The organism is Shewanella rhizosphaerae (assembly GCF_019457655.1).
In the GTDB taxonomy this organism is placed as follows: Bacteria; Pseudomonadota; Gammaproteobacteria; order Enterobacterales; family Shewanellaceae; genus Shewanella; species Shewanella loihica.
In genome coordinates this window covers 3,372,550-3,397,436 of sequence record NZ_CP080420.1, presented here as the reverse complement: position 1 = coordinate 3,397,436, position 24,887 = coordinate 3,372,550, and the positions used below count along the sequence as shown (strand labels likewise).

The window sequence follows — 24,887 nt, the reverse complement described above, 5'->3', positions numbered from 1 at the left end:
AATCCTCGCATCTTTAATAATGGTTTAGACCGCCCGTTGGCGATCTTTGCGTTGAAAAAAGTATAGTGGCTGTACTAATATTTACGTACTTTATTATTTTGATACCTTGTTATTCATGTGATGTATATAACCAGCTGCCGATGGGAGCGCCAATGCGTCTACAAAATGTTGATTTAAATCTGTTTGTGGTGTTCGACGCCATCTATACCGAGCGCAACCTCACCCGGGCAGCCGAGCGTCTCTGTATCACTCAACCCGCGGTCAGCAATGCCCTGAGCCGACTGCGAACCAGCCTCAACGACCCCCTGTTTATCCGCACCCCCAAGGCAATGATGCCCACCCCCGTGGCAGAAAATATGATAGGCCAGGTGCGCGAAGCCCTGAAGCTGCTGAGCAGTAGCATGCACCTTGGGGACAGCTTCGACCCCCTACTTGCGGAGCATCACTTTCAGCTGGGGATGTTCGATGTAACCGAAGAGACCATGTTGCCATCCCTGCTTGCCGCCTTGCAGGTGCATGCGCCCAGGCTGTCTATCTCCAGCTATCCGGTATCGCGAGAGGAGATGCTCAAGGAGTTTGTTTCCGGCAGGCTGGACCTGGCCATCGACGCCCCCATAGTGACCCATCCAGACCTTTACCATCATCCATTGGTTACTGTGCCCTATGTCTGCTTGGTGAGGAAGGAGCATCCTGAGGTTGGCGACACCCTGAGCCTGGAGCAGTACTTGGCCCTCTCCCATGTTCATGTTTCCAGCCGCCGTCAGGGGGTAGGTTATGTCGATGCCGCGCTTAACCGTCTCGGCAAACACCGTAACATCCAGGTACGCACCAAGCATCATCAGGCCGCGCCCAAGCTGGTGGCCGAGACGAATCTGGCAACCACAGTCCCCGAGAGCCTGGCGAAAAATACCGACCTTAAGGTCCTCAAGCTGCCCTTCGAGGTGGAGCCGATAGAGTGGCATCTCTACTGGCATCGCAGCGCCGATCAGGATAACGCCAATCGCTGGTTGCGGGAGTTTATTACTGCTTTGATGCAGGGGCAGGGGTAGATTGGCGAATGTTCGCCTGCCATTTTTGGTCGGTGAAATCTAGCTATTGCCTTCACCACCTTGTTTATTGGCTGGAAGGTTGAATGTCACACCTTCATCTTTATCTAACGCCTGCCCGGCGGGGGATGTACAGGAAGTACCAATGTCGTGGTCACAGGGATGTGAAGGAACGACGTATGTGCAAGCACTCTTTTGGCACGCCGAGATTCCGTCCTTGGAGGCTTCGCGGCGGCGTCCATGCCGCCGAGAGCCAAAAGTGTGCTTACACCAGTATCTAAACGTCTCTTCGATTTAAGGTTTTCTGTAATCCTATGGGGGGCTCATTTGGTGATTTGCACTGTCAGGGCGGTGACCTTCCGAGGCATGGCTAGAAATGTTCCAGACATTTCGTAGCATTTCCTCCTACCATGGAGGTCAGACGCCGAGGTAGAGCACACAGGGAGGTGCTTGATGCGTGTCACCGCAGGGATAGTGCAAGTCGGCACTCAAATGCCATGTGATGCTACCTGTATGGCAAATCTATTGTCGCTTTTATCCAAATAGTTCTTGGCAAAATTTTTCGAGATTCTCACTTCATGGCAACCTAACGTCGGCCCGGCGGGGGCTCTTGATTGAATAAGTCGTAAGGCTGAATTTTTCGATATCTGGGTTTGAACTGGGGGAGGCTCGGGATTTTTGAGTGCTTTCTTAGTTGCTTGTGAGATATAACTCTGATAACCAATTGCCGCTATTGAATAAATTGGATTTTAGGCGGCTGGGTGTCGCCTCTTTGATGTTCACGCTAGCTTGGGGCTACAAAGATATAGCTAATTCACAGTAAGGCGTGACTCGTTTCATAGCTAAGTGATTAAGGGGACGGGGATTATGTATAAAGTTGGCATCGTGTTGTTTGATGACTTTACCGATGTGGATTTCTTTTTGATGAATGACTTGCTGGGAAGAACCTCTGATAGCTGGACGGTCAGGATACTCGGCACTAAACCCGAACATCATTCACAGCTAGGGATGACAGTGAAGACTCATGGTCATGTGTCTGAGGTAAAGGATCAAGATGTCGTCCTCATCACCAGTGGTTACCGCGGTATTCCCGCGGCGCTGCAAGATGAGAATTTTATGTCTGCCTTAAAACTCGATCCGAGCAGGCAGTTGATTGGCTCTATATGTGCGGGTTCCTTTGTGCTTCATGAGTTGGGGTTACTGAAGGGGAAGAAGCTAACGACAAACCCAGATGCTAAGGCGGCTTTAGTGGGTATGGGCGGTGATGTTCAGGATCTACCCCTGGTGATAGAGGGGAATATAGCAACCGCTGGTGGCTGTCTTTCTCTCCTCTATCTAGTGGGCTGGCTAGCCGAGCGTTTGTTCGATGCGGCGAAACGCAAACAGATCCAGAATCAGTTGATCCCCGCAGGGCAAATGGAGATATTCGAAACGCTTATTTCCGAGACTATCCAATCGGCGGAATCCGCCTATGAGTATCGCTCAGCGTGTGAGAGTGATGCCGAGTCTTTGGTGGTTTAAGGAGTAAGGTGCGCTTAGGCGTTAGCTGGTAAGCGTAAAATTCAGAAGTAAATAAATGGAGTTATATGAATTTTCTGAAGCAATTAATCATGAAACCACTGGAAGGCTATCTAGATCTAACCGCTTGGTTAATCTTTGCATGGCTGTACTTTCAAATCGTACTTTCTTCAACCGCAATTTTTGGTATGTTGAGTGTATTTGGATTTTATCTTTTTGACTTCGAAACGGCCTTAAATGTCTGTTACGGCACAGCTGGTGTCGGCGCTATTGCGGGTGTTGTTTGGGCCGAGAGAATTCGTAAAACACTCGGAATTATTACTTTTCATGCGTACCTTCTTTCCACTCCCGAAATTGAAGGTTGGCGTGATAAGCATGGAAATGTCATTCGTAAATGGAACAAACAGGGAAGTCATTAGGGCGTCCTGTTTGAATAGCATTTGGCGACAGGCTGTTCGTCTTCAGACCAGCATGGATGCTGGAGAGGCGATTGAAGGTCGTACCTTCGCTGTAATTAATAGCCTGCGGCTCGCTTTTGTGCAGATACATCTGCTACACGCCGCCCTTTATTTTACTGAGAGTTATCCTTGGAGGCTCGACGATGGCATCTGACCTACATGGATGTTGGGAATGCCAAAAAATGTTAGGAACATTTTTGGCCCTGCCATCGACGTCCGCAGATGCATCTACACTCGGTATCTATCGTCTCTTCGATTTGGCGGCGTTGGACACGAATAGCTAATCAAAAAAGCGGGCTTGGTTTTGCCCCAAATGAGTTATCAAGTTGTCGGTGGTTCAGTAATGAACCGACTTTCTGGCCTAGCAAGTGACTGTGGTGTTTCGTCAATATAACCTGCCTTTGCTCAGCATGGCTCCTTGTTTTTAAATGCGGTAGTGAGGAGTAGAATGGCGCTAGAGTTTTACAACCAATGGAGATGGAAATGGAGTATCCGGTGAAAGGGGCGTGTCAGTGTGGTGGGGTGACCTATGAGTTGCATTCGGCGCCGCTGATGGTGGTGGCCTGTCACTGCAAGGAGTGCCAGAAGCTCTCTACCAGTGCCTTTAGTATCACGGCCGTGGTGAATGCCGACAGCATAGAATTTCAGGGCGAGATGGCCGAGTGGAGTCGCGTTGCCGATAGCGGCAATGTCAATGGCGCCAAGTTTTGTCCCACCTGTGGTAACCGCATCTATCACTTCGACCCTAAAGATCCCAGTAAGATTAAGCTCAAGCCGTCGAATCTGTCTGACACCAGTCTGATCGTCCCCACCGCCCATGTCTGGGTCCGTGAGAAGCAAAGCTGGTTCACAATCCCCGAAGGTGTAGCCGTTTATGATAAGCAGCCCTAACTGGCAGGAGCGGTACATTTGCATGTAGGTGCCGCTTTGGGGATGCCAGATTAGGCATTCTTAGATTGTCGGTCGAAGCCTGTGTCGCGTTGGCTATTTGAAAGGTATCTGAGAGTCTTACCTTATTGCAACCTAACGCCTGCCCGGCGAGGGATGTGCAGATACGTCTGTGAGACGCCGTGAATAAATCCCTTTAGGCTCTACCGAAACATCCCTGTTTCGGAAGCTCACCGGCGTATCTACACTCGGTATCCAACGTCTCTTCGATTTGGCTTCACTTGATGTGAGTAGGAGGACTAGATGAGTGTTCGGCAGGTTGCCAAACTCTACTCGCTAGATTGCGCATCTATACAGGTATAATGGGATTTTGCAAAAAAGCGCCCCTTTCGCTTCCTACTATGTAATCTTGAGATTCTCGCTTTGTTTTTTGAGAATTCGTAACTAATTGATTAAATTTAGTAAAAAACTGAGCATCAGCCATTTAATAGGGAGTTGTGGAGGTCTCGTTAAATGAAGTCTCTCTTTGTTTTCGGGCTGCTTATTTTCTCCTTGTTATGTAATGCTGTTATTGATATAAATTTCAGATAGTTAAAAAAGTTTGCCGCGATGTACATTAGTAGCAAGTGATTTACATAGGCGGCATTCTCGCTAATAAGCGTTATAAAGCATCAATATGGATAGTGAATTAATTCTAGCTTCGGCATTTAGATTTGAAAAAGAAAGAGGTCAACTTGATTCATTTTTTGAATCTAGGTTGGAGGATTCTGGCTTATCAAGCAAAACTGTTGAGGAAGTTGCCGAGCTGCTTACCTCTTATATTAAGTCACATATAACCTCTGAAACTGAACTCCTATCAAGCGCATTGTTTGCTCTTGGCAAATCTTATGATAGCTCTCATTCAAAGCTCTATACCGAAGTGATGAAAAATTCACAAAAAACTAACCCAGTTGCTTGCTACCAAGCTGCAATAGCTTTAGAAAATACTGGAGTGCTTGTTTTCCCAGAAGGTGCTGACGTTTCAAAACCAACAGACTTTTTACGTGACATTAATACGTACTTGGGTGAACATGCTTTATAACAAGCTAATTAATAAGGACAAAAAACAGTTTGCTGTTTTCGTTCCTCAACATTTTAGCAAACAATTTTTTGCCCATTATTAGGGCGTTAAACGTCTTTTAGTAATAGCTCCTTTGGGCTTAATAATGTATTTATGAATTTTATGAGGTTTTTGTGTCAGTAAGTAATTTTGTGAGAGTGTTAATAGCTGAACATGGTGAATGTTTCGCAAAGAATGTTCAATATTTAACCTGCGTTCCTTTTAATTCATCTTCAGCAAGTTCAGTACTTAATGTTTTTTATAACCGAGCCTTTCCAAATAATCGAAAAGATCTTAGAACTAGTTTGATTGGTCAGGAGATAAAAAATTCAACGAATGGAAAGCATAATTTTAATTCATTTTCCAGTGAGGTATGGAAAATCAAGACTATTGCGAGATTGCCGAAAGGTCTTAAATTTAACAGTGAAACACTAGGCTATGTTCGCGAATCAAATGGTTTTGTCCATAGGTTCAATCTAGCTCGTAAATTGACTGGAGATGAGTTGATTAAAGCCCTTAAAGATAATTACAGCAATGATGTGAAAATCGACAACGATTTTAATGCAAAAACTCAGTTTAAGAAATACTTTTCTGTTAACCCTGATGAAAATCTTAGTTGGATGCAGGAAATTGAAATCAATAATCTCCCTATTTGGTTTGGAAGAGAAGAATGTAAATATCTTTGCGAATTGATTCGCAGTGGAAAGTCGTTTACTGAAGCATGCAAGTCTGTAAACAAAAATGTTTTCGACTATAGTCATGATGACATTGAGTCTTTTTATTCTGTAAGTAAATCTGAAGCAAGAATTGCACTTGATAATATTTTTGAGGTGGTAAAGGAAAAGACAAGCTCGCAGCAGCTTAATCATAGAAAGCATGATCAACATGAGTATGTCTACTTTGCAGTTCTGGACAATGACTTGATTAAAGTTGGTGGTTCTAAGTCTGATGTCAATTTAGAAAAAAGGCTTAGGGATCACCACAACTCTCATCCTGAGCTCAGCTGTACTAAGGTGTATCAAGTTCGTAGCTACACCCAGACAGAGAACGTCATAAAGGCAGTATTTTGTGCAAATTTTGACATTGCTGCTTTTAAGTACAAAGATCCAAATAAAAAGAGAGAACTTGGTCAAGGGGAATATTTTTCCATTGAAAAATCCAGCCATTGTCGAGCGCTTGAATTTTTCGAAAAGTGTATTGAATTAGTTCCCCAAAAATAGACGTTTAACAATCTGTTTAAGAGTGATTCGCAACGCTTGCCATTTTTCTATGCGTTGCGTTCAGTACTTAAGGTGGTATGCGGTGGCATCTGTATTGCGTTGCTCACACCTTAACATAGCGTTAGCCATAGAAATATTAAATTTAAACTCACATAGTAGAGCAAAAGTCCTAACGCAGAAATGTCCAAAAATGATTTAGCTTTTGATTTTCGGATGATACAAGTAAAGGCCAAATCGAAGAGACTGATAACTCGGTGTGAACTCGCTTATGGCCTTCGAAATCATGGATGGACTTGCTGCGAGCCAAAAGCGTGTTTGCGCGAAAGGCATGCTGCAGGCAATTGATACACCATGAAGTGGTGACATTCCATAACCTTTCAAATACCAGAATCTGGTAGAGGCTCAAATCAAGGCGTGTTCTATTACGCTAAGGCATTAAATTCTACCTTTACGAAGATAACCCCTAAATTTCGCCAACAAAAAAGGCGTCTTGTTAGACGCCTTTTCTCATCAGTTACCTAGTTCTGCTATCTATTACGCTTTCTCTGGAATACGTTCCAGTACGGCGAGGAGTAGCTTCCAGTATTGCTCGACGGTCTCGATAAGTACCATCTCATCTGGGCTGTGTGGGAAACGGATGGTGGGGCCAATGGAGACCATATCCATCTCTGGGTAAGGCTTCTTGAACAGACCACACTCCAGACCCGCGTGGATCACCATGATGACGGGTTCCTTGTTGTAGATAGACTCGTAGGTGTCTTTCACAATCGCCATCACGGGAGAGCTGCTGTCTGGCTTCCAGCCTGGGTAGGCACCGCTGAATTCCACTTCGGCACCGGCCAGGTTGCTCAGGGCGGTGAGGTAGCCTTCGACCTCTTCGCGGCCCGAGTCGATTAGCGAGCGGATGAGGCAGAGGATGCTTACCGATTCGGCTTCTGTGGTGATCACGCCAACGTTGAGCGAGGTCTCGGTCACTCCTTGGATCTCATCGCTCATGCGCATCACGCCATTAGGGCAGGCGTTTAGCAGGTCGATCAGTGTCTGCTGGGTGGCTTCGCTCATCACCTGAGTTGCGGCCGGGATCTCGCTGAGGGTCAGCAGCATGTCAGGGTCGGCGATGGCCAGTTCCTGACGGACCAGGTCGGTATATTCCTGGATCAGGGTTTCCAGGCGTGGCAGGTTTTCGCTTGGCAGCATGAAGCTGACGCTGGCCTCACGAGGAATGGCGTTACGCAGCGAGCCGCCGCTGAAGTTGGTGAGCTCCAGGGCCAACTCGTCGGCGTGGTTAAACAGGAAGCGGGCCAACAGCTTGTTGGCGTTGCCGCGGCCCAGGTGAATGTTCACCCCTGAGTGACCGCCCTTAAGTCCTGAGAGTGTTAGGGTGTAGGTCGACAGGCTCGGCTCGGCCGCCTGCCATACCATAGGCACAGTGATCTGGGCATCGACGCCGCCGGCGCAGCCCATGTAGATCTCGCCTTCCTGCTCTGAGTCTGTGTTGATCAGGATCTCGGCGTCAAGGTAACCGGCTTCCAGACCGAAGGCACCCGTCATGCCTGCTTCTTCATCTATGGTCAGCAGCACTTCCAGCGGGCCGTGTGGGATGTCGTCGCTGCCGAGGATCGCCAGTGCTGAGGCCATGCCGATACCGTTGTCTGAGCCCAGGGTGGTGCCCTTGGCCTTAACCCACTCGCCGTCTACATAAGCTTCGATAGGATCTTTCTCAAAATCATGCACCTTGTCGGCATTTTTCTGCGGCACCATGTCGATATGCGCCTGCAGGGCCACGATCTTGCGGTTTTCCATGCCAGGGGTTGCCGGCTTCTTGATGATCAGGTTACCGACCTTATCTTCGACAACGCTGAGTTGTTTGTCTTTGGCCCAGTTTTGGATGTATTGGCTTAGCGCCTGCTCATGCTTGGAAGGGTGGGGAATGGCGCAGATCTGTTCAAACCACTGCCAAAGTGCCTGAGGTTGCAATTGACTTAATGTGCTCACGGACAAACTCCTCTGTAATAAAGGTCTTTGAGGTCTAATTTGGCGATAGTCTATCATAGACTCTAGTGGTGCGGGGGCATGAAAGCGGGCGGGGATGCATCAAGTGTCATACTAAGTTGCCACCCGCCAAAAGGCGCCTTAGGGGGCGGCATCATTATTTTCATTTGGCATTGGCGCCAGATAGGAGAATAATGCCAACACTCACGGCGATTTAACCTTGCTGGACATGGCCTTAACCCAACCCTCAAACCTTGGGTAAGCGGCCTTACAGAGATGGCAGGGATTAGTATTGTCTTTAGTGAGAGGTTGATATTCACGATAGGCAGGCAAAGATCTGTCAAAGCTCAGGGCGCTTGTATGGCTTATATAGGTGCCAGTTGATTCGGCTAAGACCGAAAAACCGCTAGATGAAAAGGATGAGGCATGACCGGGGTTCAATTTATAGATGTAACAGATTCAGAAGCCATTTTTGACGATAACCAGTGGGATGCCGTGGTACTGGTAACCCATGGCCTAGACGCCATCGCCCAGGAGGAGCTGGCCATGCTCGCCAGCCATGGCGCCCAGGTGGATGCCAGGGTAGGGCGCTCGACCACGCTGTTGTTTGCTCCCGGGCTGGCCGGGGGGCGCCTGATTGTGGCGCCAGTGGCCGATGGCGACAGCGATATTCAGGATGTGCGCGGTTATAGCGACGCCGCTCGCCAGGGCATAAAAGTAGCCTTCGATGCCGGCGCAAGACGCCCGCTGCTGATCGTCACGCCATCGACTCAGGCGAGATATGCGCAGTCCATGGGGGTTGCGGCGCTGGGTTGTGCCCAGGCGTTATGGCAGTCGCTGGAGCGCCGCGAGGCACTGGGTGAGATGGATAACATCTCACAGATCGGCCTGCTGGTGGACGATAAGGCCGCTGAGCTGCTTAGCGCCATCGAGGCGGGTAAACACCTGGCGCGCGACCTTTGCGGCACAGAGCCAGAGCGCATGTCGGCGCCAGCTTTTGCCCAGTACTGTGTCGATGCGCTTAAGGGGCTGGGGTTGACCATGTCTGTGGTCGAAGACAGAGACGTGCTGGAGCGTGACTATCCGCTGCTGAGCGCGGTGGGCCGGGCTTCTTTCGCGGTATCAAGACATCAGCCGAGAGTGGTCAAGCTGGAATATAAGGCCGAGGGGCCGATCGAGCGCAGCTACTTCTTTGCCGGTAAGGGCGTGGTGTATGACACGGGCGGGGCCGACCTTAAGGTTGGCGGCGCCATGGCGGGGATGAGCCGCGACAAGGGCGGTGCGGCCGCGGTTGCCGGCCTGATGAAGACCCTGGCCCTACTGAAACCTAAAGGCGTTCGTGTGGTGGCCGAGCTTGGCCTGGTGCGTAACAGCATAGGCAGCGAGGCCTTCGTGACCGACGAGATCATCACCAGCCACGCCGGCGTACGGGTGCGTATCGGTAACACAGACGCCGAGGGGCGCCTGGTGCTGGCGGATCTGCTGTCGCACCTCAGACTCAAGGCGCAGGATGCCGTGGCGCCGCAGCTCTTCTCGGTAGCGACCCTGACCGGCCATGTGGTGCGCGCCTACGGCGGCTATACCGCAGTGGTCGAAAATGCCGTGGCGCGTCAGCAGCAGGTGGGTGACAGCCTACAGGCGATCAGCGAGGCCTGGGGTGAGCCGATAGAAGTATCGCGCCTGCGCCGCGACGATTATCAGAAGATTGTCGATCCTTCTGGCGCGGCGGACGTGTTGTCGTCCAACAACGCGCCTTCCTCCGTGACGGCCAGGGGCCATCAGTATCCCGCGGCCTTCTTGCTGAAAGCCTCAGGGCTGGAGGCCCATGGCCTGACGAGCGACAAGCCGCTGGCCTACACCCATGTGGATATCGCGGGTAGTGCGACCGAGGGTGACCCCTTGTATGGCACGCCTACCGCGGCGCCACTTGTTAGTTTGTGTCAGCTGATCCGTGGCTGAACTAAGCAGACCCTAGCCTAGCTGGGCGCAAAATTTGACCGGGGCAAGCATAGGCTTGCCCCTTTTTGTTGCCGGATCACAATAGGGTGAAAAAGCGTGATCTCGCCCCGCCTCGCAAAGGGGTTTTGATGTAGTAAAATTACAGTTTGAAGGGTTTTTTAAAAAAAATAGAAAAAAAGCTTGTAATAAAACTACATTTAAATATAATGGCTCTCGTTGGTTAGACACAGTGTCTTCCACCTCAAAGTCTATCCAGGATGGATAACTCTCCAAGGAACCGAGCGACAAGTTGACTGCGGCATGGCCCCGGAAATGAAAGGCCTGCCAAGTTTCACTAGAGATTATTTTTTCAACTTTGTTAGGAGTTAATGACTATGTCTTATACAGGAATTCAGCACGTTTATTGGCAGAATACTTGGTTTTGTACCGATGCCCTTCGCGGTGGTCTGTACGCTATGACTTTTAAGGGTTAACTACCCCTGAGATCATTTGAACCTAGTTCACTTGATTAAAGTAGTTGCATCATCCATCAACCTTACCCCATTTGGGGATTTTTAGACTCAAGTTGTCTATTGCTCATTGAGCGGTAGGCCAGTGTAACCCGCTAGCGCGGTAACTCTTTCCTTTCGGAACACTTGAAACATGTCTCGCCTGCTCTTTGAGCAGGCTTTTTTTTGCCTGAAATTTGCCATCTCTGTCTCGCATCCCCGGCGATAAATCTGGCGTAGATCACCTTTATGCAATCGTCTCGAGTCATGGCTCTAAACTGGCTCGCGTTTGCGCAATTATTGCGTATATAATCGTCGCTTGTTATCAAGTCGTTAACTTGGTTTCAACTTTTACCCTACCTAAATAAACCATAATTAAATCAAGGAACCTCGTTCCATGTTAGAAAAAGTATTTAAGTTAACCGAGCACCAAACAACGTTAAAACAAGAGGTGGTGGCCGGATTGACCACCTTTTTAACCATGGCCTATATCATCTTCGTCAATCCCATGATGCTGGCCGATGCGGGCATGGACCATGGCGCCGTGTTCGTCGCCACCTGTCTGGCCGCGGCCGTGGGCTGTCTGGTGATGGGCATAGTGGCAAACTATCCAATCGCCCTGGCACCGGGCATGGGGCTCAACGCCTTCTTCACCTATACGGTGGTTGGTGAGATGGGCTACAGCTGGGAGACGGCGCTGGGGGCTGTATTCCTGTCGGGTATCTGCTTCCTGATCCTCTCTTTGGTGAAGATCCGCGAGTGGATCGTCAACAGCATCCCTATGTCGCTGCGTCTGGGGATCGCCGCCGGTATCGGCCTGTTTCTGGCGCTGATTGGCCTCAAGAGTGCCGGCATAGTGGTGGCCAGCCCCGCGACTCTGGTGACCATGGGCGATGTGACCGCCTTGCCGGCGGTGATGTCTGTGCTGGGCTTCTTCATCATTATCGCCCTGGTACACAGAGGCTATCAGTCGGCGGTGATCATCAGCATCCTGGGGATCACGGCGCTGGGCCTGCTGCTGGGGGATGTGCAATATAGCGGCATGATCTCGACGCCACCGTCGATTGCGCCCACCTTCATGAAGATGGATCTCTCCAATGTGCTTGAGATCAGCATGCTCTCCGTGGTGTTCGCCTTCCTGTTTGTGGATCTATTTGACACCTCTGGCACCCTGGTGGCTGTGGCTCAGCGCGGCGGCTTCCTCGACGACAGAGGCAGACTGCCGCGTCTAGGCCGCGCCCTGACCGCCGACAGCAGCGCCACCATAGCCGGGGCCATGTTGGGCACCTCGACGACTACGAGTTATATCGAGAGTACGGCCGGGGTGAGCGCAGGTGGCCGCACCGGACTCACCGCCGTGGTGGTGGGGATCATGTTCCTGCTGTCGCTGTTTATCTCGCCGCTGGCGGGCATGGTGCCGGCCTACGCGACTGCGGGCACACTCTTCTATGTCGCCATCCTGATGATGTCTGGCCTGGTGCATGTGGATTGGGAAGATCTCACCGAGGCCGCGCCTGTGGTCGTGGTCTGTATCTTGATGCCGCTAACCTTTTCGATCGCGACCGGCATCGCCATGGGCTTTGTTGCCTATGCGGGGATCAAGCTCTTCAGTGGTCGCTACAAGGATCTCTCTTTGGGCGTCTTGGTGCTGGCGGCGCTGTTCCTGGCCAAATTTATTTATGGTTAAGTTCATCTATGGCTAAGTTCTTCTATGCTTAGGTTTTTGGCAGGAGCCGAATTTAGCTTAAGTTGAGTGCCAGCCAGCTTAGATTAAAGGTCATAAAATGTATGGCCTTTTTTATGGGCTTTTATTGAAGGAAAGTAGACTGGCTCTAATCTTTTATCTTCCCCGCTACCATTTGCCCTGGGGATTGGGTATAACTTGGGGTTCGGTTTTTTTCTGTCTAAATGTCAATGAACTTAAGTGAGATAGGCTACCGCCGTGTGGTGGTAAAGTTGGGCACTAGTGTGCTCACCTCCGGATCGCGCCAGCTGGATAAGGCGCATATGGTTGAGCTGGCCAGACAAATGGCCAAGCTGATGAAATCGGGTGTCGAAGTGGTGCTGTGCACCTCGGGCGCCATCGCGGCCGGACGCGAGCACTTAGGTTACCCCACACTGCCGGATACGGTCGCCAACAAGCAGCTGCTGGCGGCCGTCGGCCAGAGTCAATTGATCCTCGCCTGGTCACAGCTGTTTAGTATCTATGGGCTGCATGTGGGCCAGCTGCTGCTGACCCGCGCCGATCTGCATGACAGAGAGCGTTATCTCAACGCCAGAGACTCACTCAACGCCCTGCTGGCCAACGGCATCATTCCTATCATCAACGAGAACGATGCGGTGGCCACCAACGAGATCAAGGTGGGCGACAACGACAACCTGTCGGCCAGGGCGGCGCTGCTGTGTGATGCCGACCTGCTGATCCTGCTGACGGATCAGAAGGGGCTGTTCGATGCCGATCCAAGGGCCAACCCTGATGCCAAGCTTATCAAGCAGGTGGTCAATATCGACGACAGCCTGCGCAGCCTGGCGGGCGGCGCGGTTTCCGGCCTGGGCACAGGTGGTATGGCGACCAAGCTGCAGGCGGCGGATATTGCCCGCCGCGCCGGAGTCGAGGTGGTGATCGCCTCGGGTCATCATCCTAAGGTGATCTTAGATGCCGTATGTCAGCTGCCGGTGGGCACCCATTTTACCGCACTGGAAAATCCGCTGGAGAGCCGCAAACAGTGGATCCTGGCGGGCCCGGCGACCAAGGGCCGGCTGGTGCTGGACAGCGGCGCCATCAATGCCGTGACCCTGAAGGGGCGCAGCCTGCTCTCTAAGGGGATCTTGTCGGTGAGCGGCGTGTTCGACCGCGGCGCCACACTGCAACTGGTGGATGAGCAGGGGCGTGAACATGCCAGGGGCATGAGTCGTTACAGCGCCAAAGATCTGCAGAAGATCGCCGGTAAACATTCGGATGAAATTGAGTCGCTGCTGGGCTACGACTACGGCGATGCCATAGTGCATCGTAACGACATGGTGGTCCTGTAAGGTTTTCGGCAGAGTCAATCTGTGCAGATTAAAGATGAGTGGAACAGAAACGATGGACGATAAACAGCAGTATTTAAACACACTCGGCGAGCAGGCCAAGGCGGCCAGCTACGCCATGGCGAGCCTCACGGCTTCGCAGAAGCGCGACCTGCTTAGGGCGATCGCCGCTAAGCTTAGCGATAAGCGCGCACAGATAGTTGCAGCTAATCAGCAGGATGTGGCCAAGGCGCGGGAAAACGGCCTGAATGATGCCATGATAGACAGACTGCTGCTGGACGAGGCGCGACTATCGGGCGTGATTGCCGACATCGAAAACGTGGTGGCGTTGGCCGATCCTATCGGTAGCGAGCTGGAGAGCCAGCTGCTGGATAACGGGCTGCGTCTATCCCGCCGCCGGGTACCGCTTGGCGTGCTCGGGGTTATCTATGAGGCGCGCCCCAATGTGACCGTGGATATCGCCGTGCTGGCGCTCAAGACGGGCAATGCGGTGATCCTGCGAGGTGGCAAGGAGACCCTGGCCTCTAACCTGGCATTAAGCGAGGCGATCAGGGAAGCCATTAGTGAGCAGGGACTGCCGAGCGATGCGGTGCAGCTGATCCAAGATCCTGATCGCGCCTTGGTCTCTGGCCTACTCAAGCTCGACAAGTATGTGGATATGATAGTGCCCCGTGGTGGTCAGAACCTGCAGCGCCTGTGCGCCGAGCAGGCGACCATTCCGGTGATCTTGGGCGGTATCGGTATCTGTCACCTCTATGTGGACAGCGAGGTGGATCAGCTAAAAGCCATCGAGGTGATCGCCAATGCCAAGGTGCAGCGCCCGACGGTGTGTAACGCCCTGGATACTGTGCTGGTTCACCAGTCTATCGCCCAAACTTTTCTGCCTAAGCTCTATGCTCACCTAAGTGCACTCGGCGTGAGTTTCCATGCCTGTGAACAGGCCGAGACCATAGGTGCCGATGCAGGCACTGTTACTCACAAGGCGAGTGATGAGACCTATGGCACAGAGTGGCTGTCGCTAAATCTAGGTGTCAGGGTAGTGGATGATATGGATATGGCGATCGCCCATATTCGCCGCTTTTCCAGTGGCCACTCCGAGGGGATATTGAGCGATAACATTCATGCCACGGCCCATTTCATCAACGAGGTGGATGCGGCGGCCGTGTATGTTAACGCCAGTACCCGCTTTACCGACGGTGGTCAGTTTGGCCTGGGCGCCGAGGTGGCGGTATCGACTCAGAAGCTGCATGCCAGAGGCCCGATGGGGCTCGAGGCGCTTACCACCTATAAGTGGATTGGCGTCGGCGACTACACCGCCCGCGGTTAACTCGTTCTAACAGCCAGTAGTTTAAAGGAGCCTTAGGGCTCCTTTTCGTTTTTCTGCTTCGCTAAGTGCTATATAAGTCACTTTATCTCAGAAGCTTTATCCCTTGCTCGTTAGTGATGAAATTGACCAGATCCCTTGGTGAGTTTCGCAACTTGTTTGGGAAAACCTTAAATCAAAAATGCGAAATTACTCTAAATCCGCTTAATAACAACAGGTTACAGTTTTGGCATCTTGCTTGCTTTGTCTTAACCAATCTCACAGGGAGTCGGTTACGGAGCTTAAGATGAAAAACAACATGGTTAACAAGGCATTGGTAAGTTTAAGTCTGCTAGTAGGTTTGATGAGCGTAGGTGCTCAGGCGGCCTCTAGCATCACACTCAACGATGAGTTCGATTATCGCGGCCAGAAGGTGGCGCTGGATATGGATGTGGGTCAGGCGGAGCTGATCGCCGGCGACCAGGATAAGGTGCGGGTCGAGGTGGTCGTAAAAGCCAACGATTCGAAATGGTTTGGTTTCTGGCAAAACAGCGATGTGAGCTCGGCCAAGTTCGATATTCTCGACGACGGCGACAAGCTGGTGCTACGCCTGGCGGATCAGGATGATGTGAATCAGAAGTGGCGTGTCTATCTGCCCCGTAACGCCGCGCTCAAGGTGGATGCCGGCGTGGGCGAGGTGATCGTCGATGGCCTGAGTGCCAGCATAGAGGTGGAACTTGGAGTAGGCCGCGCGGAGATCACGCACCAGGCGAGCTTTGGTGATGTATCGCTCGAGTCGGGCGTGGGCGAGGTGAGCATTCGTGACGGTGGTCAGCGCCTCAAGGTGAACCAGAACTTGGTGAGCCAGAGCTATCATCAGCAAGGCGCCGCTGGCGATGACCATCTGTATGTCTCGGTAGGTGTGGGCGAGATAGACGTGCGCAACTAGCCACCGAAAATCAATAAGCGATAAAAAAACCGACCTCAGGGTCGGTTTTTTATGCAAGGGCGTCTATCTCTGACAGCTTATGTTAACCGATGACTTTAGTTCTCCGGCGTCAGCGCAGGGTCTGTTTTGGTACGTAGGCGTTTAAGCTGAGGCAATAGTTGCTGCAGCGCCAGCGCGGTCAGGATAAGTCCCAGACCGATAAAGGTCGACGGGGTGATGGTCTCTTGCAGGATCCAGGCGATGAAGCCCACCGAGAGCACGGGGGTGATAAATACTAGGGTACTCATGCTGGCGGTGCGATCCGCTTTCTTCAGCGCCACTAACCAGAGGACGAAGGTAACCCCCATCTCAAACAGACCCACATAGATGCCGGCGCCAAGGGCCTTGAGATCCCAGCTCGGCAGCGACTGGGTCAGCAGCAGGGTCACCAAAATAAACGGCAGTCCCACCAAGAAGCTCAGCAGCAGACTCACCACTGGGTCGCCCTCATCCTTAGTGTTGACTATCCAGTAGAGGGACCAAAGCAGGGTGCTGGTGAGCGCTAGCAGTACCCCGGTGGCACTCTCGAAGCGCGCGCTGGTGATCTCGCCATTGGTGGCGATGACGAAGACACCCAGATAGGCGACCAGCGCCGCGGTGAGATCGCTCTTGCGCAGCTTCTGTTTCAATAGTGGCACCGCCAGCAGCGGCAGCAGTATAGCCCAGGTGTAGTTGAGCGACAGCGCCTGCTGGGCAGGTAGCAGGGCGTAGGCCTTGAACAGCACCAGATAATAAAGGAAGGGATTGAGCAGCCCGGTCTGCAGATAGAACCAGGGACGACTGCTAAATTGGCGCTTAATGAGGTGCAGCTTACCGGTCGCGGCGAGTATGACGCCTAGGGCGACGATAGAGGTCGAGACGGCGACAAACACCAGCTGTAGCGGCGTAAAATGGCTCAGCGCCAACTTGAAGGCGGTGGCGACGGTCGACCAGAGTAAGATGGCCGCTAAGGCATAGAGATAAGCTTGGTTGGATGATTTCACTGAACCTTCTCACTAAACGAGACAACTAAAAAAATCCCACGCGCCTGGGGCACAGAGGGAGTTTTACTTCGATTGCATGCATTATACGCCTCTTGTTGGCCACCCGGCAGCTTTTAAGATCAAAAAAATACTCAATTAAGTTAATTTTTATCTTTCTTGCCCTTGTATTCCCAATTGCTGTCCCAATATAGGGTGTTAAGGAAAGATATTGGCTCGGAAAATTAGGCTTGAAAACGAATTCGCCTATCCCCATATCTGAATCAGATAACAAAGTTAGCGTAAGTTAAAAGTTTTTTTGGAGGACTCCATGGGTAAAATTATTGGTATCGATTTAGGTACAACTAACTCTTGTGTAGCTGTACTTGATGGCGATAAAGCACGCGTGATTGAAAACGCGGAAGGCGATCGCACTACCCCGTCGATCATCGCATATACAGGCGAAGAAGTATTAGTTGGTCAGCCTGCGAAACGCCAAGCTGTAACAAACCCAAAGAATACCTTCTTTGCTATTAAGCGTCTTATCGGTCGTCGTTTTAAAGATGATGAAGTACAGCGCGACGTAGACATCATGCCATTTAAGATCATCGCGGCAGACAACGGTGATGCATGGGTTGAAGCGCACGATAAGAAGATGGCACCGCCACAAGTTTCTGCAGAGATTCTGAAGAAGATGAAGAAGACTGCCGAAGACTACCTGGGCGAGCCAGTAACCGAAGCGGTTATTACCGTTCCGGCTTACTTTAACGATTCACAACGTCAGGCGACAAAAGACGCCGGCCGTATCGCTGGTCTGGAAGTTAAGCGTATCATCAACGAGCCTACCGCTGCGGCACTGGCTTACGGTATCGATAAGAAGCAAGGCGACAATATCGTTGCGGTATACGACCTAGGTGGTGGTACCTTCGATATCTCTATCATCGAGATCGACAGCGTAGATGGCGAGCAAACTTTCGAAGTGCTTGCAACTAACGGTGACACTCACTTAGGTGGTGAAGACTTCGATAACCGTCTGATCAACTACCTGGCCGACGAGTTCAAGAAAGAACAGTCTCTGGACCTACGTAACGATCCACTGGCGATGCAGCGTCTGAAAGAAGCTGCCGAGAAGGCGAAGATCGAGCTGTCTAGCACGACTCAGACTGAAGTTAACCTGCCATACATCACGGCAGATGCGACAGGTCCTAAGCACTTAGTGGTTAAGATCACTCGCGCCAAGCTTGAGTCTCTGGTTGAAGACCTGATCCAACGTTCACTCGAGCCGCTAAAAGTGGCACTGGCTGACGCAGACCTGTCTGTATCAGACATCAACGAAGTGATTCTGGTGGGTGGTCAAACCCGTATGCCTAAGGTACGTGCAGAAGTTTCTGCCTTCTTCGGCAAAGAGCTGCGTCAAGACGTTAACCCAGATGAAGCGGTTGCTATCGGTGCTGCGGTTCAGGCGGGTGTACTGGCTGGTGATGTGAAAGACGTACTGCTGCTAGACGTAACGCCTCTGTCTCTGGGTATCGAAACCATGGGCAGCGTGATGACTAAGCTTATCGAGAAGAACACCACTATCCCGACTAAGGCTAGTCAGACCTTCTCAACGGCAGATGACAACCAGAGCGCGGTAACCATTCACGTGCTACAGGGTGAGCGTAAGCAATCTAGCGCCAACAAGTCGCTGGGTCAGTTCAACCTGGAAGGTATCGAGCCTGCACCACGTGGCATGCCACAAATTGAAGTGGCCTTCGATATCGACGCCGATGGTATTCTGCACGTGTCTGCGACCGACAAGAAGACGGGTAAGGCACAGAACATCACCATCAAGGCCTCTTCTGGTCTGAGCGATGAAGAAGTTGAAGCTATGGTACGCGACGCTGAGGCGCACGCCGATGAAGATGCTAAGTTCGAAGAGCTAGTGTCTGCACGCAACCAGGCTGATGGCATGGTTCACGCGACTAAGAAGCAGATCGAAGAAGCGGGCGATGCACTGCCAAGCGAAGACAAAGAGAAGATCGAAGCTGCGATGGCTGACGTCGACACTGCCACTAAGGGCAACGACAAAGAAGCTATCGAAAAGGCAACGCAAGCCCTGATGGAAGCGTCTGCCAAGCTGATGGAGATCGCTCAGGCTAAGGCGCAAGCTGGCCAAGGCGAGCAGGCTCAGCAGTCTAACGAAGCTCCTGCTGATGATGTTGTCGATGCCGAGTTTGAAGAAGTTAAAGACGACAAAAAATAATTCAGGCCCAGCCTAAATTATTTCCAGCGGGCGTTATGGGGTAACTCTAACGCCCGTTCGTACAACTTAAGGGTCAGTTGACCTTTGCTGTTTGTTTTTGCAGTTATTTGTTGGCCAGCTATACAAGGCAGAGCCTGTGCGGTGTAGTTATTCTACATAAGCAGGCGATAACGCCGTAGAAATGGCCAACAAACACTGTCCAAAGGATTCATCTAAACGCGCCTTGCCCTGCGTTACGTGCGACTTACATAGAGTAACTATGCTGCGCAGCGCGAGCCTTGGGCATAACGCGTTTAGATTGAACAAAAAGTAAACCTAAAAGGTCAACAGACCCTAGCGCAGAAAGTATGAGACTATGTCAAAGCGAGATTATTACGAAGTATTGGGCGTAGGTCGCGACGCCAGCGAGCGTGAGATTAAGAAGGCCTATAAGCGCCTCGCCATGAAATTTCACCCGGACCGTAACCCAGGTGACAAGGCGGCCGAAGCCAGCTTCAAAGAGGTAAAAGAAGCCTACGAAATTCTAACCGACAGCGATAAGAAGGCGGCCTATGACCAGTTTGGTCATGCGGGTGTCGATCCTAATCGCGGCGGTGGCGGATTTGGCGGCGGCGCCGACTTCGGTGATGTATTCGGTGACGTATTTGGTGACATCTTCGGTGGTGGACGCCGTGGTGGCCAGCGTCAGGCGGCGCGCGGCTCAGATCTGCGTTACAACCTGGAACTGTCACTGGAAGAGGCGGTGCGTGGCCTGACTAAAGAGCTGCGTATTCCAACCTTAGCCACTTGTGACCTCTGTGACGGTAGCGGCGCCAAGAAAGGCAGCTCACCCACCACATGTGGTACCTGTCACGGTCAGGGCCAGGTGCAGATGCGCCAAGGTTTCTTCGCTGTGCAGCAAGCCTGTCCTACCTGTCATGGCCGCGGTAAGATCATCAAAGATCCTTGCGGTAAGTGTCATGGCGAAGGCCGGGTAGAGAAGAGCAAGACGCTGTCGGTGAAAATTCCTGCGGGTGTGGATACTGGCGATCGCATTCGTCTGTCGGGCGAAGGGGAAGCGGGCGAGTTTGGCGCACCTCCAGGGGATCTCTATGTACAGGTCACAGTGCGTGAGCATGCCATCTTCGTACGTGACGGTAACAACCTTTACTGCGAAGTGCCTATCTCATTTAGCACGGCGGCACTGGGCGGCGAGATCGAAGTGCCGACACTCGATGGCAAGGTCAACCTGAAGATCCCATCGGAAACTCAGACCGGTCGTATGTTCCGCCTGCGTGGTAAAGGGGTCAAGTCGGTGCGCAGCCATGCGGTCGGCGACCTGCTGTGTAAGGTGGTGATGGAAACGCCGGTGAACCTGAACGACAAGCAGAAAGAGCTGCTACGTGAGTTCGATAACACCCTGACGGGTTCATCAAAGAAGCACAGCCCTAAGGCGGAAGGCTTCTTCGATGGCGTGAAGAAGTTCTTTCAGGACTTGAACAGCTAAGCCTTGCTGATACACAATGAAAAACCTCGCGATGCGAGGTTTTTTTATCGCTATATGTTTTATACCAATCGTAGTAAATAATTGATCATGCTAGTTTGTTAAAACGTCCGATAACTGCGTTACTATTTTTGATTGTAGAATAACTACTTATCGAAAAATTCTGCCCTGTTCTCGACCGTTTTTCCTGCACTATTTCTAATCACTTACTTACCGTGATTGCTATTAGCTATCTTTAAATAGCCAAGAATAAGGTTTCATAACGAGAAGGGATGAGAGATGAAACAGTTAACCGCGGCGCTGGTAATACTTTTATTAGCCGGCTGCGCTACCACACAATCGCCCACAGGGCGTAAACAGACCCTGCTGTTTTCAGCCCAGCAGATGGACCAGATGGGGGCCGAATCTTTTGCTGAGATGAAGAAGCAGCAGAAGGTGAGCCAGGATAAGCAGGTCAATCAGTATGTGGCCTGTGTGGCCAACCGCATCACCTCGGTATTGCCGGGCCGTCAGCCCAACTGGGAGGTGGTGGTGTTCGAATCGGATCAGGTGAACGCCTTCGCCTTGCCTGGAGGGCATATCGGCGTCTATACCGGATTGCTCAAGGTGGCGAAGACTCAGGATCAGCTGGCGACCGTTATCGGTCATGAGGTGGCCCACGTGCTGGCCAATCACAGCAACGAGCAGGTGTCACGGGCGCAGATGACAGGCGTTGGCATGCAGATCGCCGGCGCCGCCATCGATGTCAGCGGATTGAGCAACAAAGACCTCTACATGTCGGCCCTGGGCCTGGGCGCTCAATATGGCTTTATCCTGCCCTATGGCCGCGCCCAGGAGAGTGAGGCCGATGTGATGGGCGTCGAGCTGATGGCCAGAGCCGGGTTTGACCCCAGCCAGAGCATCAGCCTGTGGCAGAACATGGCCAAGGCCGGAGGCAGCCAGGGCCCAGAGCTGCTGTCGACCCATCCGTCCCATGACCACCGCATCGCCGATCTACAGCAGATGCTGCCGGAGGTGGCGCCGCTGTATCGAGCCGCGAGCGCCAGTGGAAAAAATCGCTGCGACTAGGGGCTGTTGACTTTTCCTGTTTGTTTTTACAGCAAAAGCTGCCCGAAGGGTTCATCTAAACGCGCCTTGCTCTTTGTTATTCGCAATTTACATAGTGCAACTATGCTTCATTGCTCTCGCCTTGAGCAAACCGCGTTTAGATTGAACAAAAAGTAAACCTGAAAGATAAACAGACCCTAGGGGCAATTTTTAGGTTTTTTATCACAGTCTGTGATAAAATCCGCCGCGAAATTAATTGAATAAATGAGAGTACAATCATTATGTCTGATAAGTTCACCACAATTGAACAGCACGCCAGCTACGGCGTTGGCCGCCAATTAGGCGAGCAGCTCGCAGCTAACTCATTCGAAGGTATCGATATTTCAGCTGTTCAGGTTGGTCTGTCAGATGCGTTTGAAGGTAAAGAGAGTGCTGTCTCTATGCAAGATCTTCAAACTGCATTCACTGAGATTAGTCAGCGTATTCAAAAGGTTCAGGAAGAAGCTGCCGCGGCTGCATCGGCCGAAGGCGAAGCTTTCCTCGCTGAAAACCAAAAGCGTGACGGCGTTGTGACTCTAGAGTCTGGTCTGCAATATGAGATCATTACCGAAGGTTCAGGCGACAAGCCTAGCTATGATTCGACTGTGCGTACTCACTACCATGGTACTTTCATCAGCGGCGACGTATTCGACAGTTCAGTACTGCGCGACCAGCCTGCCGAGTTCCCAGTTTCTGGCGTGATCGCCGGTTGGACCGAGGCACTACAACTTATGCCAGTTGGTTCTAAGTGGAAGCTGTATGTACCGCATCACCTGGCCTATGGCGAGCGTGGCGCAGGTGCCTCAATTCCTCCTTATTCGGCACTTGTGTTCGAAGTGGAATTGCTCGACATTATCTAATCGAAATAGCCTAAGCGTTTGCTTAGGCTTTTTTTTGAAATGATTTGGCGTTAGCCTTGTGCTCAAATAACCGCAGCAAATGTTTAGGAGAATTAGATGACAGAGCAAGTAAGAGTGGCGATAACCGGTGGCAGTGGTCGCATGGGCCGAACTCTTATTGAATCGGCAAAACTCAGCAGCAATATCTATTTAGGTGCGGCGGTTGAGCGTGCGGGTTCCACATTGATAGGTGTCGATGCGGGCGAACTCGCCGGTGTGGGCGCGATGAATGTTGCCATCACTGATTCGCTGGACAATGCCGTAGACGACTTCGATATCCTGATCGACTTTACCTCGCCCGAGGCCAGTGTGGTGCATACCGACTGGTGTTCGCGTAACGGTAAGGCGATCGTCATCGGCACCACAGGCTTCAATCATGCCCAGAAAGAGCAGATTGCCGCCTACGCCGAGAACACGCCGATCGTGATGGCGCCTAACATGTCTGTGGGGGTCAACCTGATGTGGCGCCTGCTGGAGCTGGCCGCCGAGGTGATGGGCGACTACACAGATATCGAAATCATCGAGGGTCACCACAGACATAAGAAAGATGCGCCGTCAGGCACTGCACTCAAGATGGGCGAGGTGATCGCCGAGGTCTTGGGGCGCGACCTGGAAAAATGCGCCGTCTATGGCCGTGAGGGGATCACCGAAGAGCGTAGCCGTGAGACCATAGGCTTCTCTACCATTCGCGCCGGTGATTTGGTGGGTGAGCACACCGCCATGTTCGCCGATATCGGTGAGCGTCTGGAGATCACCCATAAGGCCTCGAGTCGTATGACCTTTGCCAACGGTGCCATGCGCGCCGCATTTTGGCTGGGCGATCAGGGCCCCGGATTATACGACATGCAACAGGTCTTGGGCCTGAAGGATTAGTCTTTAAAAAAAACGCCAATTTGGCGTTTTTTTTTGAAAGAAAGTACCGCTTATCTATAGACGAGCTTCACAATTACCTTTAAAATTGTCGGAATTTGTCAAAATTTCGTATTTAAGCGGAAGTTGGTATTTTAAACACAAAATAAAACCTTATTATTCAATGGCTTGGCTCTTTTCGGAGGTCGCGTTGACAAAGTCTGCCTTACTCGTACTCGAAGATGGAACCGTATTCTCTGGCACTGCAATCGGTGCTGATGGACTCGCAGTTGGTGAAGTGGTATTTAACACTTCCATGACGGGTTACCAAGAGATCCTGACGGATCCTTCCTATTCTCGTCAAATTGTTACTCTAACCTACCCGCACATTGGTAACACCGGTACCAATAGTGAAGATACCGAATCTGAATCTGTTCATGCCTGTGGTCTGATCATCCGTGATCTGCCATTGCTAGCGAGTAACTTCAGAAATGAGCAATCCCTCAGCGATTACCTAAAAAGTAACAATGTTGTAGGCATTGCCGATATCGACACGCGTAAACTAACACGTATTCTCAGGGAAAAAGGGGCACAAGCGGGTGCCATCTTAGTGGGTGACATGGATGAAGCTAAGGCGCTGGCGGCTGCCAAGGCGTTTCCTGGCTTGAAAGGCATGGACTTGGCCAAAGAAGTGACCACGCAGAAGCAATACCAATGGCGCAGCGGTAGCTGGCGTCTGGTGGGCGGCCTGCCGAGTGACACCCCTGAGTCAGAACTGAAATACAAGGTCGTAGCCTACGATTACGGCGTTAAGCGCAACATCCTGCGTATGCTGGTTGACCGTGGCTGCGATGTGACCGTAGTACCGGCGCAAACCCCTGCTGCCGAAGTGCTGGCGATGAATCCAGATGGCATCTTCCTGTCAAACGGCCCTGGTGACCCAGAGCCATGTGACTACGCCATCGAAGCGATTCAGGCTTTCCTCAAGACAGACATTCCACTCTTTGGTATCTGCCTTGGCCATCAGCTGTTGGCACTGGCCTCTGGCGCTAAGACGCTGAAGATGAAGTTTGGTCACCATGGTGCCAACCATCCGGTAAGCAACCTGGAGAAGGGCAACGTGATGATCACCAGCCAGAACCATGGTTTTGCTGCCGATGAGACCAGCCTGCCGGCCAACGTTAAGGTGACTCATAAGTCGCTGTTCGACGGCTCGCTACAGGGTATTCACCTGACCGACAAGCCAGCGTTCAGCTTCCAGGGCCACCCTGAGGCAAGCCCGGGTCCGCACGACGCCGCGCCGCTGTTCGATCACTTTATCGAGTTGATCGAAGAATATCGTCATAACGCCAAGTAGTCCGGGAGATAGTTTCAGCA

19 protein-coding genes are annotated in these 24,887 nt (G+C 51.7%); 17 read left to right on the top strand and 2 right to left on the bottom strand.

Features of this window, described 5'->3' with window-relative positions; translation table 11 throughout:
- The first annotated feature begins 152 nt into the window (after positions 1–152).
- The 6 genes from K0I63_RS14785 to K0I63_RS14760 all read left to right on the top strand — a co-directional run bounded on the left by K0I63_RS14785 (position 153) and on the right by K0I63_RS14760 (position 6,229).
- On the top strand, positions 153–1,049 hold the full coding sequence (locus K0I63_RS14785) for a LysR family transcriptional regulator (protein WP_220081519.1): 897 nt from the start codon (positions 153–155) through the stop codon (positions 1,047–1,049).
- An 864-nt stretch (positions 1,050–1,913) separates the two neighbouring features.
- Positions 1,914–2,567 (top strand): DJ-1/PfpI family protein, encoded by a 654-nt coding sequence (locus K0I63_RS14780; RefSeq protein WP_220081518.1) that lies wholly within the window; start codon positions 1,914–1,916, stop codon positions 2,565–2,567.
- A 65-nt stretch (positions 2,568–2,632) separates the two neighbouring features.
- Positions 2,633–2,983, top strand: coding sequence for a hypothetical protein (locus K0I63_RS14775; protein ID WP_220081517.1), 351 nt, complete (start codon positions 2,633–2,635; stop codon positions 2,981–2,983).
- Positions 2,984–3,505: 522 nt separating this feature from the next.
- Positions 3,506–3,913 carry a GFA family protein gene (locus tag K0I63_RS14770; protein ID WP_220081516.1) on the top strand — a complete coding sequence of 136 codons (408 nt, stop codon included), beginning with the start codon at positions 3,506–3,508 and terminating at the stop codon, positions 3,911–3,913.
- 673 nt (positions 3,914–4,586) lie between these two features.
- Positions 4,587–4,991, top strand: coding sequence for a hypothetical protein (locus K0I63_RS14765; protein ID WP_220081515.1), 405 nt, complete (start codon positions 4,587–4,589; stop codon positions 4,989–4,991).
- Between the two features lie 152 nt (positions 4,992–5,143).
- Positions 5,144–6,229: a hypothetical protein gene (locus K0I63_RS14760; RefSeq protein ID WP_220081514.1), complete on the top strand. Its 1,086-nt coding sequence runs from the start codon at positions 5,144–5,146 to the stop codon at positions 6,227–6,229.
- A 534-nt stretch (positions 6,230–6,763) separates the two neighbouring features.
- Here the strand turns inward: K0I63_RS14760 and K0I63_RS14750 are convergent.
- Complete coding sequence (locus K0I63_RS14750; RefSeq protein WP_220081513.1) at positions 6,764–8,224, bottom strand: aminoacyl-histidine dipeptidase; 1,461 nt, start codon at positions 8,222–8,224, stop codon at positions 6,764–6,766.
- A 423-nt stretch (positions 8,225–8,647) separates the two neighbouring features.
- Here K0I63_RS14750 and K0I63_RS14745 point away from each other — a divergent pair, with 423 nt between their 5' ends.
- The 5 genes from K0I63_RS14745 to K0I63_RS14725 all read left to right on the top strand — a co-directional run bounded on the left by K0I63_RS14745 (position 8,648) and on the right by K0I63_RS14725 (position 15,950).
- Complete coding sequence (locus K0I63_RS14745; RefSeq protein WP_220072038.1) at positions 8,648–10,180, top strand: M17 family metallopeptidase; 1,533 nt, start codon at positions 8,648–8,650, stop codon at positions 10,178–10,180.
- An 885-nt stretch (positions 10,181–11,065) separates the two neighbouring features.
- A complete protein-coding gene (locus tag K0I63_RS14740) occupies positions 11,066–12,355 on the top strand; it encodes an NCS2 family permease (RefSeq protein WP_011866646.1) in 1,290 nt (429 codons plus the stop codon).
- 227 nt (positions 12,356–12,582) lie between these two features.
- The gene (proB, locus tag K0I63_RS14735; RefSeq protein ID WP_220081512.1) at positions 12,583–13,701 is read left to right on the top strand and encodes a glutamate 5-kinase; all 1,119 of its coding nucleotides are present in this window, start codon (positions 12,583–12,585) and stop codon (positions 13,699–13,701) included.
- 34 nt (positions 13,702–13,735) lie between these two features.
- Positions 13,736–15,025 carry a glutamate-5-semialdehyde dehydrogenase gene (locus tag K0I63_RS14730; protein WP_220081511.1) on the top strand — a complete coding sequence of 430 codons (1,290 nt, stop codon included), beginning with the start codon at positions 13,736–13,738 and terminating at the stop codon, positions 15,023–15,025.
- A gap of 283 nt (positions 15,026–15,308) precedes the next feature.
- Positions 15,309–15,950 carry a hypothetical protein gene (locus tag K0I63_RS14725; protein WP_220081510.1) on the top strand — a complete coding sequence of 214 codons (642 nt, stop codon included), beginning with the start codon at positions 15,309–15,311 and terminating at the stop codon, positions 15,948–15,950.
- A 95-nt stretch (positions 15,951–16,045) separates the two neighbouring features.
- On the opposite strand, the gene K0I63_RS14720 is transcribed toward K0I63_RS14725, so the two are convergent.
- Complete coding sequence (locus K0I63_RS14720; RefSeq protein ID WP_220081509.1) at positions 16,046–16,972, bottom strand: DMT family transporter; 927 nt, start codon at positions 16,970–16,972, stop codon at positions 16,046–16,048.
- Between the two features lie 307 nt (positions 16,973–17,279).
- Here K0I63_RS14720 and dnaK point away from each other — a divergent pair, with 307 nt between their 5' ends.
- From dnaK to carA, 6 genes are all read left to right on the top strand, one after another.
- On the top strand, positions 17,280–19,193 hold the full coding sequence (gene dnaK / locus K0I63_RS14715; RefSeq protein ID WP_011866641.1) for a molecular chaperone DnaK: 1,914 nt from the start codon (positions 17,280–17,282) through the stop codon (positions 19,191–19,193).
- 355 nt (positions 19,194–19,548) lie between these two features.
- A complete protein-coding gene (gene dnaJ, locus K0I63_RS14710) occupies positions 19,549–20,679 on the top strand; it encodes a molecular chaperone DnaJ (RefSeq protein WP_011866640.1) in 1,131 nt (376 codons plus the stop codon).
- Positions 20,680–20,955: 276 nt separating this feature from the next.
- Positions 20,956–21,744, top strand: coding sequence for a M48 family metallopeptidase (locus K0I63_RS14705; protein WP_220081508.1), 789 nt, complete (start codon positions 20,956–20,958; stop codon positions 21,742–21,744).
- Between the two features lie 260 nt (positions 21,745–22,004).
- Entirely contained in the window at positions 22,005–22,622 is a 618-nt protein-coding gene (gene bamJ / locus K0I63_RS14700) for a BamJ family beta-barrel-assembly machinery protein (RefSeq protein ID WP_144203819.1), read from the top strand.
- A gap of 96 nt (positions 22,623–22,718) precedes the next feature.
- Complete coding sequence (gene dapB, locus K0I63_RS14695) at positions 22,719–23,534, top strand: 4-hydroxy-tetrahydrodipicolinate reductase (RefSeq protein WP_011866637.1); 816 nt, start codon at positions 22,719–22,721, stop codon at positions 23,532–23,534.
- 160 nt (positions 23,535–23,694) lie between these two features.
- Positions 23,695–24,867, top strand: coding sequence for a glutamine-hydrolyzing carbamoyl-phosphate synthase small subunit (gene carA, locus K0I63_RS14690; protein ID WP_220081507.1), 1,173 nt, complete (start codon positions 23,695–23,697; stop codon positions 24,865–24,867).
- The last annotated feature ends 20 nt before the right edge of the window (positions 24,868–24,887 follow it).